This is a genomic window from Nostoc sp., from assembly GCF_036916975.1.
Classification (GTDB): Bacteria; Cyanobacteriota; Cyanobacteriia; order Cyanobacteriales; family Nostocaceae; genus Nostoc.
In genome coordinates, this window is sequence record NZ_JBALFF010000045.1 from 1 (window position 1) to 14,683 (window position 14,683).

The 14,683-nt window shown below is 42.4% G+C and carries 12 protein-coding genes and 2 pseudogenes; 12 read left to right on the forward strand and 2 right to left on the reverse strand.

Annotated elements, in window-relative coordinates:
- The first annotated feature begins 164 nt into the window (after positions 1-164).
- The 8 genes and pseudogenes from V7K73_RS10165 (at position 165) to V7K73_RS10200 (ending at position 9,764) form a co-directional block, all read left to right on the forward strand.
- A complete protein-coding gene (locus V7K73_RS10165) occupies positions 165-356 on the forward strand; it encodes a bromodomain-containing protein (protein WP_334879532.1) in 192 nt (63 codons plus the stop codon).
- Between the two features lie 498 nt (positions 357-854).
- Positions 855-1,406, forward strand: a complete 552-nt coding sequence (locus V7K73_RS10170) for an alpha/beta hydrolase (RefSeq protein ID WP_334879534.1) — start codon at positions 855-857, stop codon at positions 1,404-1,406.
- Positions 1,407-1,573: 167 nt separating this feature from the next.
- Complete coding sequence (locus tag V7K73_RS10175) at positions 1,574-2,146, forward strand: HdeD family acid-resistance protein (protein WP_334879536.1); 573 nt, start codon at positions 1,574-1,576, stop codon at positions 2,144-2,146.
- A gap of 539 nt (positions 2,147-2,685) precedes the next feature.
- Positions 2,686-4,764 carry a glycoside hydrolase family 10 protein gene (locus V7K73_RS10180; RefSeq protein WP_334879538.1) on the forward strand — a complete coding sequence of 693 codons (2,079 nt, stop codon included), beginning with the start codon at positions 2,686-2,688 and terminating at the stop codon, positions 4,762-4,764.
- Between the two features lie 100 nt (positions 4,765-4,864).
- On the forward strand, positions 4,865-6,139 hold the full coding sequence (locus tag V7K73_RS10185; RefSeq protein WP_334879540.1) for a hypothetical protein: 1,275 nt from the start codon (positions 4,865-4,867) through the stop codon (positions 6,137-6,139).
- Positions 6,108-7,232: a DNA (cytosine-5-)-methyltransferase gene (gene dcm / locus V7K73_RS10190; protein ID WP_334879542.1), complete on the forward strand. Its 1,125-nt coding sequence runs from the start codon at positions 6,108-6,110 to the stop codon at positions 7,230-7,232. The genes V7K73_RS10185 and dcm overlap by 32 nt, the downstream gene beginning before the upstream one ends.
- 351 nt (positions 7,233-7,583) lie before the next feature.
- Positions 7,584-8,900 (forward strand): annotated as a pseudogene (locus tag V7K73_RS10195) (efflux RND transporter periplasmic adaptor subunit).
- A 123-nt stretch (positions 8,901-9,023) separates the two neighbouring features.
- Positions 9,024-9,764, forward strand: coding sequence for an SDR family oxidoreductase (locus V7K73_RS10200; RefSeq protein WP_334879544.1), 741 nt, complete (start codon positions 9,024-9,026; stop codon positions 9,762-9,764).
- Positions 9,765-9,809: 45 nt separating this feature from the next.
- On the opposite strand, the pseudogene V7K73_RS10205 reads toward V7K73_RS10200, so the two are convergent.
- Positions 9,810-9,908, reverse strand: a pseudogene (locus V7K73_RS10205) (type II toxin-antitoxin system PemK/MazF family toxin); the annotation flags it as partial.
- Complete coding sequence (locus V7K73_RS10210; protein WP_334879546.1) at positions 9,893-10,090, reverse strand: DUF2281 domain-containing protein; 198 nt, start codon at positions 10,088-10,090, stop codon at positions 9,893-9,895. The pseudogene V7K73_RS10205 and the gene V7K73_RS10210, both read right to left, overlap by 16 nt.
- Positions 10,091-10,317: 227 nt before the next feature.
- Between V7K73_RS10210 and trxB the strand changes: the two genes are divergently transcribed.
- From trxB to V7K73_RS10230, 4 genes are all read left to right on the forward strand, one after another.
- Positions 10,318-11,688 carry a thioredoxin-disulfide reductase gene (trxB, locus tag V7K73_RS10215; RefSeq protein WP_334879548.1) on the forward strand — a complete coding sequence of 457 codons (1,371 nt, stop codon included), beginning with the start codon at positions 10,318-10,320 and terminating at the stop codon, positions 11,686-11,688.
- Positions 11,689-12,204: 516 nt separating this feature from the next.
- A complete protein-coding gene (locus V7K73_RS10220; protein WP_334879550.1) occupies positions 12,205-13,101 on the forward strand; it encodes an ABC transporter permease in 897 nt (298 codons plus the stop codon).
- A 73-nt stretch (positions 13,102-13,174) separates the two neighbouring features.
- Positions 13,175-13,369, forward strand: coding sequence for a hypothetical protein (locus V7K73_RS10225; protein ID WP_334692720.1), 195 nt, complete (start codon positions 13,175-13,177; stop codon positions 13,367-13,369).
- Between the two features lie 106 nt (positions 13,370-13,475).
- On the forward strand, positions 13,476-14,378 hold the full coding sequence (locus V7K73_RS10230) for an ROK family protein (protein ID WP_334879552.1): 903 nt from the start codon (positions 13,476-13,478) through the stop codon (positions 14,376-14,378).
- Positions 14,379-14,683: the final 305 nt, after the last annotated feature.

The window sequence follows — 14,683 nt, forward strand, 5'->3', positions numbered from 1 at the left end:
ACTAAGTCCTAACAAGCGAAAGTACTATCAGCAAGGAGAAAGGGCGATGAGGCTTATTCTATCTGTATCCTAGCCCTTTTTGTAGCCCCGTAAGGTAATTTTCAGTTAAGCAGCTACTATTAATGACTAGGTAATCAAATTGCAGTATATCTGCCTTTCAAATTATGGACTTGAAGTATAAGTGGAAAAATGGCTATCGACCAAGCCGAGATGAAGCGGCAAAAAACCGTCATTTGTTAGATGAGAGTCAGTTCGAGAACGATCAAGATCGAAAGCTAGCTGAAGAATCTGCTAGGAAGCATTTGGGCATACCGGCACCAAGTTTAGACGAAGATCAGTCAATACTACCTCATTAGCTTTGTCTAACGAAAAGGCTTAATAACAGCATTTCCAAAAATATTTGCAACAAATTGGCTGTAGGGGCGTATATATAATCATTGGTGTCAACAAAAGTCTAGAAATGGTTTATCTGTTGGCTTTCTCATCCGCCCTGAACTGAAGTTCATGGCTCATAGCTCAAGTCTACTGAAGTAGACTAAAGATTTTTGGGGATATTTAGTCTAGGACTTACGCATCAAGTACGAAATGTAGGGGCAATTCATGAATTGCCCCTAAGAGAAATCAAGGCTTTCAAGGCACTGAAAGCGTAAGTCCTATAGTCATCAAGAGATGACTTGAGCTATAGGAGAAGGAACTAAAGTTGCTTGCAAGACAACGCTTTCACGTTAAGTTGACACGTATGATATATAATATGCCCCGTCAGGATGTATCGGTAACAGGAATTTGGTGAAATAATATAAGGCTTGGGCATTTTTTGCCTATCTGCGCTCCGCACTATTATAAAGTAAGACAAAATGCAAATTTATCAACTTTTCAAGCGATTAAACAATCGGAAATTTCCTAAGTTATTCACTCAAACAGTAGCTTTAGGTGTAGGTGCTATTGTTTTACTTTCAAGTACTAATGCTAATGCTGCCGAGCAAGTTTTTTTAAAATATGGTACTTTTGAAGGGCAAATATCTGTTCAAGAATTAACTCAGTTTACAGAAACTGGCAAAACTACCCCGACGTTAAGGGCTTATTTACAAGCGGCGCAACAAGACCCCGCAGTAGCTCGTAAGGCATTGAAAGCTTCGATAAAAGCCAATCCTGCCTTTTTAAATAGCTTACTGTCTAGCTGGGCAGGTCCAGTTTTGGTTAACCAAATTGGTGAGGTGGTTCACCCTCCCGGAGGACAACTAAATCAGCAGGCGCTACAAAGTGCTTTAAGTGCATCTATTCAACAAAATGGTGAAGTTACACTGCTTGGAGCGATTCAGAATTATCCAAGTAGTTCTGTTGAACTTCAAGGAGATCGTCTCATCTCTGTTTATGAACGCCTAAGTAATCTTGCAGAACTATTGTAAGAGTTACGTCATCAGATGATTGGTTTAGCGTCTCAATAGCGGTGAATTTTAGTCACGATCGCAATAAAGTTAATACTGATGAGTCTATCTTAGGGTTCATGCCCTGTTACCTAGAAATTCCCTAACCTAAATGTAGAGTTTAGTCTAAGAATAGGGAAAAGATTTGTATGACAAGCGATGTTTCTAAAGATATTAAGAAGGATGTTAATGGGTCACTGATAAGTGGTGTTATTTTGAGTATCTTGGGGGTTATTGCGATCGCAGCGCCTAGTCTCTCGACCTTATTTACCCAGACTTGGATTGCGGTGATTTTGATTTTCGCCGGATTTACAAAACTAGTTTATGCCACTCAATCTCGCCACCAAGGAGGTTTTATCTGGAAACTTCTATTGAGCGGACTTTATATTGCAACCGGCATAATGCTGTTTGTTTATCCTTTTACAGGTATTCTCACACTGACTCTGTTGCTTGGCAGCTTTTTACTAGCTGAAGGCACCTTCGAGTTAATTTTGGCCTTCCGGTTACGTCCCCAAGAAAATTGGGCGTGGATACTAGGTAATGGGATTATTACGCTGGTTTTAGGCGCAATGATCTGGTTTCAGTGGCCCTTCAATGCGCCCTGGCTTCTGGGTACACTAGTTGGTGTCAGCGTTATTTTCACTGGCATTTCCCGCGTAATGCTGTCATTGAATGCGCGTTCTACCTTGAATCCTACTAATGAAGCTGCAAATCCTACTTAGTAGATGAGGGAGATGAGGGAGCAGGGGGAGATGAGGGAGCAGGGGGAGATGAGGGAGCAGGGCAGGGCTGTTTCATTCCATTTCAAACAGGATTTGTCAAGATGGTTAGCGAGAAAAATTGTAAGTGAGGGTGACGATGAGATGAACTTTTAAGCACTTAAACAACAGTAAAATTGTTCATTTTATCGGCACGTTAGTAACAAAATAATCAATTTTTAATAGCTAGAAACCTTGATTTTTCTAGCTATTTAGGGAATGAAACAGCCCTGGGGAGCAGGGGGAGAGTAAAAACTCCAAACTCCAAACTCCAAACTCCAAACTCCAAACTCCAAACTCCAAACTCCTAACTCCAAACTCCTAACTCCTAACTCCTAACTCAGCACTGTTTTGCCCAATTCCAAAATTTGAGTAGTGACAGTTTACTAAGACATTGCAGCAGCGACACCGAATAGCCCGCCGCAGGCATCGCTCTGATATTATTGCTAAATTAGCTATTAGCTAAAGAAATCAAAATCAAGGCCAGCTAGCTGCAATAAACAATGGTATCTATTGCTACTCCCTTCTCGGATATTCAAAACCATTGGGCGCGTTTATTTATTACAGCCTTAGCCCAACGTGGTATTGTCAATGGGTTGCCTAACGGTACTTATCGCCCCGATAACTCTGTTACCCGCGCTGAATTTGCCGCTATCATCGCCAACGCATTTGGGACAGTTTCCAAGAAACGGCAATATGTCCCTTTTGTTGATATACCCACTAATTATTGGGCAGCAGCCGCCATTCAAGCAGCTTACGAAAAAGCATTTCTTAGCGGGTTTCCTGATAAAAGTTTCCGTTTTGCTAACCGAATTACTAGGGTAGAAGTTTTAGTTTCTTTGGTAGGAGGCTTAGAAATTGCCACCAAGATAAAACCTGACCTCCTCTCACAACTGCCACAAATTTATCAAGATTCTGTTCAAATTCCTGGGTATGGTAGAAATCAGGTAGCTATTGCCACCAGCGCTAAATTAGTGGTTAGTTTTCCAAATATCAAATTACTTAATCCCAATCTCGCAGCCACCCGTGCAGATGTGGCAGTGATTATTTATCAAGCTTTGGTGTATTTGGGTCAGGCAGAAAAAATTGCCTCTAGTTATCTAGTGCAGCCACCAATACCAACGCCGATACCAACGCCAATACCAACACCCATACCCACACCAACACCAACGCCGACACCTGCACCTATCGGTAGCGTTAGGGTAAATCATAGTCGGGAATTCCGGGGAGCGTGGGTAGCATCTGTGTGGAATAGTAATTGGCCTTCCAAGGCAGGACTTTCTGTTGCCCAACAAAAAGCTGAACTCAGCGAGATTATTAGTAAATTACAAGCGCTAAACTTCAATGCTCTTATCTTCCAGGTGCGACCGGAGGGAGATGCTTTATATGAATCTAAATTAGAGCCTTGGAGTGCTTGGATTACAGGAACTCAGGGTCAAGCACCAGAACCATTTTACGATCCTTTAGCGTTTGCGATCGCAGAATGTCACAAGCGGAATATTGAACTCCATGCTTGGTTCAACCCCTACCGCGCCAGCACTTCCACCGACCCAGCTAAAACAGTCCGTCCCCACATAGCAGCTACCAATCCAGAAAGCGTTTATTTGTGGAAAACTCAACGCTGGATGGACCCAGGGCTGAAAATAGTTCAGGATAGAGCTTATAACGTAATTCTTGATGTAGTGAAGCGCTACGATGTTGATGGCATTCACTTAGATGATTATTTTTATCCATATCCCATTGAGGGGCAACCTTTCCCCGATGATAAAACCTACGCCGCATATAAATCAGCTGGTGGTATATTCAGCCTTGGCGACTGGCGACGAGATAATGTTAACAGAATGGTACAGCGCCTCTGGTTGGGAATTAAAGCAACTAAACCTGACGTTAAATTTGGTATTAGCCCCTTTGGGATTTATCGCCCCGGACAACCCACTGGTATTACTGGCTTGGATGCTTACAACGTGCTGTATGCTGACTCAAAGAAATGGCTAGCAGAAGGCTGGATTGATTATATCGCGCCTCAACTTTACTGGCGCACAGATCAACCACAACAAAGTTATTCGGCGTTGCTAAAGTGGTGGACAGAGGTAAACACAAAGCAAAGACACGTTTACGCCGGTAACAATCTCACAGAACCAAGCAACAAGAGTCGGGACACTGATGAGATTGAAAAGCAGGTGAAAATTAGTCGTAGCCAAGCTAAACATTTGTCACTGGGGAATATCTTCTTTAATATCGGTGTTTTGACAGAAAATAGTCAGGGCATAGCTGATAAATTCCAAAGTTTGCTGTATAATAAACCTGCGCTACCTCCTACTTTGTCTTGGCAGGATACGACACCGCCGCCTTTGCCTATTCAACTACAAGTCAATAACCGCAAACTGAGTTGGCAGCCCGGAGATAATCAGCCGGTTCGCTCCTGGACACTTTATCGACAAACTGGCGATACTTGGACAATTCAACGAATTTTGTCTGCTGGCACAACCTTCGCTACCGTCCAACAAGCGGGAACCTATGCCGTATGTGCGGTGGATAGATTGGCGAATGAGAGTGTGGGAACAGTTATTACAGTTAGTTGAACCAAAGTGCTGTCTATGAGTGCGATCGATCGCTGCTACGGGTAAGGCGATCGCTGTTATGCTGTTGTGTAGCATGAGTGCGATCCATATTTAAATACTAGTGCAAAGTAATCAACCTGAACCAGTTAAGTCCGATTGGATAGTCAGCCTTTTAGGAAGAGTTAAAGCTCTGGAAGTAAATCCCCATGAAGAAGCATTAACCTCCATTCTGGTTGAGCAAGCTTTGGAAAATGCCAAACGCACTGCTACCAATCCTGGTATATCATTGGCAGCAGCTTTTGATCTGATTGTAGCTGCTGAGTACTATACAAAACTAACCAATAAAGGATGGCTTTATTGTCCAGTAAATAATATTCCTCTATTAATTTACCCATACACTAATGCTTGCCCAAGATGTGTTTTACAAGGTAATTTTTACTATCACCAGGCAAACAAATTACCATCTGGAACTATTGGCAAAACTACAAGTCGTTTGCTGTGTGTATTTCTAAAGCATTTATTTAAAATTAATTCGAGGAATTTCAAAATTTATCATGGTGCTGAACCCGTTGATGTAATAATTCATGATGAAAAAGAGAATATAGTCTTACTTGCAGAAGTAAAAGCCGCACCATTGACAACACTTGCTCTAGCAGCGAAGGTTGAGGTACAAACCGAGATGGGAGAAAATGGAGAACCAATACCTTGTTCGCACTCTCCCACAGACAATTCATTTCTGGCATCATCTAACTTGCATATAATTCTGCCCAAGTTAGAAGAAGATTACTGGAACTATGAACTTGTGGATTTAGGAGTAAAAGGAAGCCATAGTTCTCCGACATGGGCATACGAACAAATTGGCAGAAGTTTTGGTCTGGATAATCAACTATTTTATCGATATTTTCAGTTTTGGAATATTGCCTATTCTGCGTATAATAAAGCAGCACGGGGTAGGGGAACTATACCTGAACCTGTTTATTGGTTAACAAATGCTTGTGGACAACCTACTCCTAGACCTTTGACTTGGCCAGTGAGAAAGAGTGGTGATGGGTACGAATCCGTCTCTGATGGTAAATCTAGCGTAGGAATGGACAGAACTGATGATATTAAAAAAGGAATTTATCAAGTCTTAAAAATTGCTGCGACAGGAAAGCCAAAACATAGTCAAATGGCAGTAAAAACTGCTTTGCTGTCTAACATTCATGCTGTGCGTCACTATAATGATTACCTGCTCGAGCTTCAGGATGTTATATGGACACTAGATGAAACAGGAAAAGCGAAAAAAGTTGCAGACTTGCCACCTGAAAAAGAGATTTACAATCTTTTTGATGGTATAATCACCTTCACCCAAAGCCATGTGAGAGATGACTGGATTTCAGAAAATTTCCAATTTTAATAGTCCGTGCAAATTGGTTACAAATCACATTGCTAGACGGGTTGGTTCAGATGTACAAAAGCGGATCGATGCTTTAAAAATTGGGCAAAAAATGCAGGACTTGCCTGAAGAACTTTGGCACGATAGCTTTAAATTTTATCTCAAGGACGATCCAAATCGTCAAGGTGGCCCAAATTTAAGAATAATTCGTCTTGATCCAAATAAACCCTCGTTAACAGTGACGGGGTACATTTTTAATAAATTCGTCCATCCCTATGAAAACCGATTTATTACTGTGCGAGAGGCAGCGCGTTTACAAGGGTTTCCTGACAATATAAAATTCGAGGGAACCCTAACAAGTACTCAGCTTCAGGTAGGTAATGCTGTACCTATACCGCTTGCAGAAGCTGTGTTTAAATCTTTAGTTCAGCAAGCAAAGTCACTAGGATTTGAAAATCGTTCCTTCAAAGCTTTCAGCCTATTTAGCGGCGCAGGAGGTATGGATATTGGTGCTTATCTTACAGGTAGTATAGAAACTAAGCTAGCTCTCGATAGTTGGTCAGATGCTTGTGCAACACTGCGTGGTTTTTTTGGTGGTCATATTTGCGTTTTGGAAAATGACATTTCCACTGTAGAAAACCCGTTAAGTCTATGGCAAAAGTTTTCCGGTGAAGTTGAGAAACCAGATATTGTATTTGGAGGACCACCCTGCCAAGCCTTCAGTCAGGCAGGAAAACAGAAAGGCTTTCAGGATGAGCGAGGGGGTATGATTTATGAATTTTTACGTTTTGTCGAGTACTTGTACCCACCCTTTTTCGTTATGGAAAATGTATCTAATCTCAAAGGGATTACAGGTGGCACATTATACCAGCAAATTTGGGACAAGATGGCGAATTTGGGTTACAACATCTCAGTTGGTGTACTTTTAGCTGCTGATTTCGGTACTCCCCAGTTAAGGCGGCGATTATTTTATCTTGGTTGCCGAAAGGACATTGGTAGTATTCGCTTACCTTTATCTACTCATAGTCCTGAAGTTGAATTATTCGGGCTACTACCCTACGTAACTGTTGGTAAGGCTTTTGTTGATTTGCCAGAAACAGAGTTCAGCCGTTAATTCTCTAATTGGAATTGGAAGCTTGACCAGAAAGACTCTAAAGGAATTGAGCTACGGTCAACTAGCTATATGATTAACTAATTTATATGTTTATTGACTCAGCTAGATCAGCGACTTTTTACAGTGCAATCATGGGTATGCCAGCATCACCAAACCTTGTCCATGATAAGTGGATGGAAAATTAGGGATTGACCTTTCGGTAGATTTAGATAGAATCATCAAAACTGTATATTTGGATGGGGTAACACATAATTTGCCACAAAACCTCATACCAAATCAGTAATTTCTATATCAACAGATCAAATATTGATTGAATTCTAGTTAATTTGTTTTTTAAGTTCCTCATAAGCCATGACATCCCCTGAGCCTCAAACTGATTTTGGAGAAAAACCTCCACAAACCTCATTTGAGCCACCTTCTGGAAAACGGCGGTGGCTTTGGGTTTTAGCTACACTACTATTGTTAGGAGGCACAAGCAACTCTAGGTTGGCGTTTGCTCACTCCCCAAAATTCAGCACCAACAAATGCTAATGCTCAACCTCAAGGGGTAAGAGTCAAAATATCGACAGTACAAAGTGGGATTATTGAGGAAAGCTCAGATTTTATTGCTAGCTTAAAATCCCAGCGCTCAGTCACGCTCCAGCCAAGGATTCAAGGCCAAGTTACCCAGATATTTGTCAAATTGGGAGATTCAGTCGCACCAGGAGCGGCAATTCTTCAAGTAAATCCTACATCATTTGCTGGTATTAGTGAAACCAATGCTGTGCCTCAAGGATTTTTAGTGCAACTGGAAAATGCCCGCGCTACACTCAAAACTCTGGAAGCACAACGACCATCCTTTGTTGCGAATGTGCAATTATACCAGCAGAATTACGAAAAGTTTGTCACCCTAGCTCAAGAAGGAGCCGTGTCTAGACAAACTCGCAATCAGTTTGGTGATAGGCTCGCCAATGCTAAGACTAATCTTGATGTAATTGATTCTAGAATTCAAGCACAACGAGCCAAAATATTGCAGGCTGAAAAAACTTTGCAGCAAGCTAATGTAAATATTCCACAACAAGGGAACCTCCAGTCTGACAAAATTACCGCTCCCTTTAGTGGTACAGTTGGCAACATTGCTGTGAAAGTAGGTGATTTAGTTAATACTTCTACACAATTAGTTAATATCACCCAAAATCGACCTTTAGAAGTCAACATCTCTGTGCCATTACAGCAAGGGCCGCAACTGCGTAAGGGAATGCCAGTGGAGGTTATGAACACACAAGGTCAAAAGCTTGGTAGAAGTAGGGTATTTTTCATTGCACCTACTGCCAGTAATGAAACACAAGGAATACTGATTAAAGCACTTTTTGACAACCCTAACGGGCAGTTACGTGCCGATCAATTGGTAAGGGCTAGAGTGTTCTGGAATCAGCGCCCCGGAATTTTAATCCCCACAACCGCAATGACTCGTATAGGTGGGGACACTTTTGTTTATGTAGTTGAATTGAAACAGAAACATCTCCCCAAGGTGTATCCCAACAAGTAGCTCGGCAAAAGCGAGTGAAGCTAGGCGAAATCAAAGATAATAATTACCAAGTTATTGAAGGATTACAACCAGAAGATAAAGTTATTATTTCAGGTTTGCTCAATCTTAGGGATGGTGTTGCGATCGCACCAGAATCTTAATTAAGGGGAGTGGAGAGATGAGGAAAATAGACAAATGACTGCGATCGCCAAATTTAATCGGTTCTTCAGTACGTTAACAGCAGATAATCACTTTGGTGAACCAAAATAAAACCAGATTAATCTATGTCATCAATAGCCGGGAAAGTTGCAATTATTACTGGTGCATCGCGGGGAATTGGACGAGCGATCTCACTAAAGTTAGCTGGTAACGGCGCATCTATTGTCGTTAACTATGCGGGTAATGCAGGCAAAGCACAAGAAGTTGTTGCAGAAATTGAAAAGTTGGGAGTAGAGGCAGTTGCCGTCCAAGCTGATATTAGTAAAATACCCGACATCAAACGGTTATTTGAGCAAACACTTGAACGCTTTGGTAAAGTGGATATTTTGGTCAACAATGCCGGAATCGCCTTCTATAAACCAATTACTCAGGTGAGTGAAGAAGATTTTGACACGATTTTTGCTATTAACGTCAAAGGCACTTATTTTGCTTGTCAACAAGCCGCACAACACATGGCAGAAGGGGGACGGATTATTAACTTTTCCTCATCAACTACGGCGATGATGCTGCCAACTTATAGTGCTTATGTAGCAACCAAGGGTGCTGTTGAACAAATTACACGGGTACTAGCTAAAGAATTGGGTGCAAAGGCGATCGCAGTTAATGCTATTTCTCCTGGCCCCACCGATACAGAACTGTTTCGAGAAGGCAAAACACAAGAACAGATAGATCGTTTAGCCCAAATGGCTGCGTTTGGCAAACTGGGAGATGTGCAAGAAATCGCTGAGGTAGTAGCATTTCTCGCTAGCGACGAAGCCAGGTGGATCACTGGGCAAAATATCCGTGTAAACGGTGGAATCGCGTGAGGCGATCGCAATCGTAATTTGGCAAAGAATCAGGTCATTTCCCTGAAGTGTAGCAATAACTAAAGCAGGTCTGCGTTTTGTTTGAGTTAAATCGGAGAATGGGAATGGAACGATAACAATATCGCCTTTTATAAATCCTGCCATGCTGCTTCTTCTTCTGGTTTTAACCAATCTTTTCGCAGCGATGATTCACTCATAATAGTGTTTTCTAGTATATTATGTTGCTGGTGTTTTATTTGTAAAAATTGAACAAAATCTAAAATTTCCTGTAACAATGCTTCAGGCAACTTTTCCATTTCTTGTGCAATTTGTTCTTTAATTTTCATTGTCTCTCCTTACCTTTAAGCAATTTCTAATATTATAGGAAATTTCACTCTCCTCTATTGCAGCAAAAGCACGGGCTAATAGCATATACATGTTTTCTGCACAATAGAACACACAACCATGTAATTGGACAATATCATCCGCGTAAGCGATCGCTTACCATCTGGCGTAGCCAATCACAGTTTGTTATGCTATACTAAACGTAGTCGTTATGAGTTCGTATAGTTTTATGACTAATCCCACAGTAGAAAACTTGGTAATTATCGGTTCTGGGCCAGCAGGGTACACATCTGCTATTTATGCCGGACGCGCTAACCTGAAACCCGTTGTATTTGAAGGTTTCCAAGCCGGGGGATTACCTGGTGGGCAACTAATGACAACGACGGAAGTTGAGAACTTTCCTGGGTTTCCCCAAGGGATTACTGGGCCTGAACTGATGGATCAGATGAAGGCACAGGCCCAGCGCTGGGGGGCTGAACTATATACTGAAGATGTTATATCAGTTGACTTGAGTCAGCGTCCATTTACAGTGCGATCGCAAGAAAGAGAAATTAAAACCAACAGCATCGTTATTGCTACGGGTGCAACAGCGAAGCGTTTGGGTTTACCCAGCGAACACGAATTTTGGAGTCGGGGTATCTCTGCTTGTGCAATTTGCGATGGTGCGACACCGATTTTTCACGGCGCAGAATTGGCTGTAATTGGTGCTGGCGACTCGGCGGCGGAAGAGTCAATTTACCTCACTAAGTATGGTTCCAAGGTAAATATGTTGGTACGCACCGATAAAATGCGGGCTTCTAAAGCTATGCAAGATCGGGTTTTGAGTAACCCGAAAATCCAAGTGCATTGGAACACAGAAGCCGTGGATATCTTCGGTAACGGCCACATGGAAGGGGTGAAAGTCCGCAATACCAAAACTGGTGAAGAGAGCAAACTGCACGCTAAGGGTTTATTTTACGCCGTTGGTCACAGTCCCAACACCTCTCTATTTAAGGGGCAGTTAGAACTGGATGAAGTCGGTTATGTTGTCACCAAGCCCGGTACTGTAGAAACCAGTGTAGAGGGCGTTTTTGCTGCTGGCGACGTGCAAGATCATGAGTTTCGACAAGCAATTACGGCTGCGGGTACTGGCTGTATGGCAGCGATGTTGGCAGAACGTTGGTTGTCGTTCACTGGCTTGATTCAAGAATTCCATCAACAGCTAGAAACAGCAGATAATGAATTAGAACATCAGCCAGCTAAAAAGACTGAAGCCGAGGAAGAAGCTGGATTTAACTTGGATGCGACGCGCCATCAGGGAGGTTATGCTTTACGGAAATTGTTCCATGAAAGCGATCGCTTAGTCCTTGTTAAATACGTCTCTCCTGGTTGTGGCCCTTGTCATACCCTGAAACCGATTTTAAATAAAGTGGTGGATGAATTTGAAAGCAAAATTCACTTTGTGGAAATTGACATCGACAAAGACCGAGATATTGCTGAAAATGCTGGTGTGACAGGAACGCCAACGGTTCAATTGTTCAAAAATAAGGAACTGGTGAAGGAAGTTAAAGGTGTTAAGCAAAAGAGCGAATACCGCCAATTGATTGAAAGTAATCTGTAATTATAGTTAGGAGTTAGGAGTTAGGAGTTAGGAGTTTGGAGTTTGGAGTTAGGAGTTTGGAGTTTGGAGTTTGGAGTTTGGAGTAAAGGCAAAGATGCTTTGCCTGCGGTTGAGAGTTATTGCTCTTTCTACCTGCTGCTAAGTAAGTGGGTCAAATTAAATATAAAACCTCACCCTCAATCCCTCTCCTTAATAAGGAGAGGGAAGCCGGAGGCAGGGTGAGGTTTGATCTTATGTTTAACGAACTTTGGGGGTTTAAGTCCCCTGTCTCTACAGGCAGCACGAATTGAATGCCTAAATCTAAATCCCCATTACAAAACTTAATTACGAATTACGAATTACGAATTACGAATTATTTAATTACGCCTACCGGCTGCTAGCAATATTGGCTACCCTAATTTATCTCGTCGGATTTTGGATGGAAATAATCTCATCTGTAAGGTAGGGTTGAATTTTGAGTTGACAAAATTACTCTTATAACTCATAACTTATAACTCATAACTCCTAACTTTCTTTATGGCCATTACAAAACGACGACTACCAACATTTTTACAGTTTGGCAAAACTTCCAATCTTTCGCAAAAACTCATGCTCATCGGGTTAGCCATTACCCTATTTTTCATCTTCTTGGCATTCTTCGCTCCCGTATTCCAGGCTTGGGGATGGCTGCAAAACCCGAAAGATTTTCTCTCTAATCCAATTCACGAGCCACCCTCAGCTAAACATTGGTTTGGTACTAGTCGTCTGGGCTATGATGTGTTCTCCCGGACATTGTTCGGCGCTCAAGCTGCTTTGCAGGTGGTGATTTTGGCAACAGCACTGAGTATGATTATCGGTGTGCCTTTGGGGATGCTGAGTGGTTATCTCGGTGGGAAGTTGGATAAAGTGTTGCTGTTTATTATGGATAGCATCTACACTTTACCAGGGCTACTGCTGTCTGTGACGCTGGCGTTTGTGGTGGGGCGTGGGATATTAAATGCAGCGATCGCTATTAGCATTGCTTACATTCCCCAATATTACCGCGTTGTTCGCAACCACACCGTGAGCGTGAAAACTGAAGTGTTCATCGAAGCTGCTCAAGCAATGGGCGCTTCCACTTGGGTTGTGCTTTCTCGTTATCTATTTTTCAACGTCATTCAAAGCGTACCCGTCCTATTCACACTCAACGCTGCTGATGCAATTTTGGTGTTGGGCGGTTTGGGCTTTTTGGGGCTAGGACTTCCCGAAGAAGTGGCAGAATGGGGACATGATTTAAAACAAGCCTTAGAAGCCCTACCTACTGGCATTTGGTGGACTACGTTATTCCCTGGTTTAACTATGACATTCATGGTGGTAGGGTTATCACTACTTGGTGAAGGGTTAAATGAATTTGTCAATCCCCGTTTACGAAGAGAAAATAGAATCCGAAAGTAGTCATTAGTCATTGGTCATTGGTCATTAGTTTTAGACAATTGGACTTTGGACAAATAATAATAGAGAGATTTGTATGAAAGATAATCTAACGTTAATTGCTGCCGCTACTGGCGGGTTTATCCTTTCCGTTGCTCTTGCTGGTATCTTAAGAGGTGCGCCAATTACAGCTTGGCAAGAGCAATCGAGTGTTCGTACTATGACTGTTGCTAATTTACGACTCGCACCCAATAGCACAGAAAATTTAGAATATTTTCGTGCCAAATCCTAAAACCCTAAGTACACATTTGCCTAAAACCCTGACGAATTGTTGATTTTGAACTCGATAATAGGGAATAGGTAATAACTGTTCACCAATGCCCAATGACAAATGACAAATGACAAATGAGAAAATTCAAGTAATTGGCATTGATGTGGGGGGAACGGCAATTAAGCTGGGGCGTTTTGCAGCTGATGGTACTTGTCTGTTATCTTTGACTGTGGCATCTCCCCAACCGACAACGCCGGAGGCTGTGCTGGCGGTGATGGTAGATGCGATCGCGCAAATTGATCCAGATAATCAAGCTGTTGCTATTGGTGTTGGAACTCCTGGCCCATCTGATGCCGCAGGACGCATTGCTAAAATCGCCATTAACTTACCTGGATGGGTTGATGTGCCTTTAGCAGAGTGGTTAGAAGCTAAAACTGGCAAACCTACTGCGATCGCTAATGATGCTAATTGCGCTCTTTTGGGAGAAGCTTGGCAAGGAGCCGGTCGCAATTTTCAAAATCTGATTCTGCTAACTTTAGGTACTGGGGTTGGTGGCGCAATTATCCTTGATGGCAAACTATTTGTTGGACATCAAGGAGCCGCCGGGGAATTGGGTTTAATTTCATTAAATCCTGATGGGCCAATTTGTAATAGTGGCAATCAAGGCTCTTTAGAACAATATGCCTGTGCTACTGCAATTCGCCGTCGCACTCTCAAGGAACCCGTCGAATTAGGTTTTCTTGCCCAACAAGGAGATCCCGTAGCATTGACTTTTTGGCAAGAATATGGTAAAGATTTAGGAATTGGTTTAACGAGTTTGATTTATGTACTCACACCGCAAGCGATCGTGATTGGTGGCGGTATCAGTGGCAGCTTTGAGTTTTTCTTACCAGGTGTGAAAGCAGAAATTGAGAAGCGAGTTCAGCCTTTATCACGGGTGGATTTACAAATTTTGCCAGCCGAGTTAGGTAATTTTGCTGGGATAGTAGGTGCAGCAAAGTTGGCATGGCAACGCTATTCGGAATGTTAGCTAAAACAATAAAGTTGCCCCACGTCTCATCCGTTAAGGAAGTGTGAGTCAACTTTATTGTGTTGAATGTAGCTTTCAGCTACGCTCCCTCAGCCCGCAATACGCTTCGGTTAACGTTTTCAGATTTTGAAGGTTTAGCCCCTATACGAGATTGGCAACGTTCCCGTTCGCAGCAAAGGCATCTATTAAAGGGATGCCCGGATTAAAGAGACCGTTTCCTTTGGACAGATATACTTCAACATCACGATTGCCATCCACCGCTGTACCTTTTTCTTGGCGGATGAAGTCGCTTAAGCCGTCACCAT

What these genes read in the sequence shown, in the direction of transcription:
- dcm (WP_334879542.1), top strand. Translation starts at nt 6,108, where the DNA reads ATGACTGGATTTCAGAAAATTTCCAATTTTAATAGTCCGTGCAAATTG.
- V7K73_RS10230 (WP_334879552.1), top strand. Translation starts at nt 13,476, where the DNA reads ATGACAAATGAGAAAATTCAAGTAATTGGCATTGATGTGGGGGGAACG.
- V7K73_RS10200 (WP_334879544.1), top strand. Translation starts at nt 9,024, where the DNA reads ATGTCATCAATAGCCGGGAAAGTTGCAATTATTACTGGTGCATCGCGG.
- V7K73_RS10220 (WP_334879550.1), top strand. Translation starts at nt 12,205, where the DNA reads ATGGCCATTACAAAACGACGACTACCAACATTTTTACAGTTTGGCAAA.
- V7K73_RS10175 (WP_334879536.1), top strand. Translation starts at nt 1,574, where the DNA reads ATGACAAGCGATGTTTCTAAAGATATTAAGAAGGATGTTAATGGGTCA.
- V7K73_RS10170 (WP_334879534.1), top strand. Translation starts at nt 855, where the DNA reads ATGCAAATTTATCAACTTTTCAAGCGATTAAACAATCGGAAATTTCCT.
- V7K73_RS10210 (WP_334879546.1), bottom strand. Translation starts at nt 10,090, where the DNA reads ATGAAAATTAAAGAACAAATTGCACAAGAAATGGAAAAGTTGCCTGAA.
- trxB (WP_334879548.1), top strand. Translation starts at nt 10,318, where the DNA reads ATGACTAATCCCACAGTAGAAAACTTGGTAATTATCGGTTCTGGGCCA.
- V7K73_RS10225 (WP_334692720.1), top strand. Translation starts at nt 13,175, where the DNA reads ATGAAAGATAATCTAACGTTAATTGCTGCCGCTACTGGCGGGTTTATC.
- V7K73_RS10165 (WP_334879532.1), top strand. Translation starts at nt 165, where the DNA reads ATGGACTTGAAGTATAAGTGGAAAAATGGCTATCGACCAAGCCGAGAT.
- V7K73_RS10180 (WP_334879538.1), top strand. Translation starts at nt 2,686, where the DNA reads ATGGTATCTATTGCTACTCCCTTCTCGGATATTCAAAACCATTGGGCG.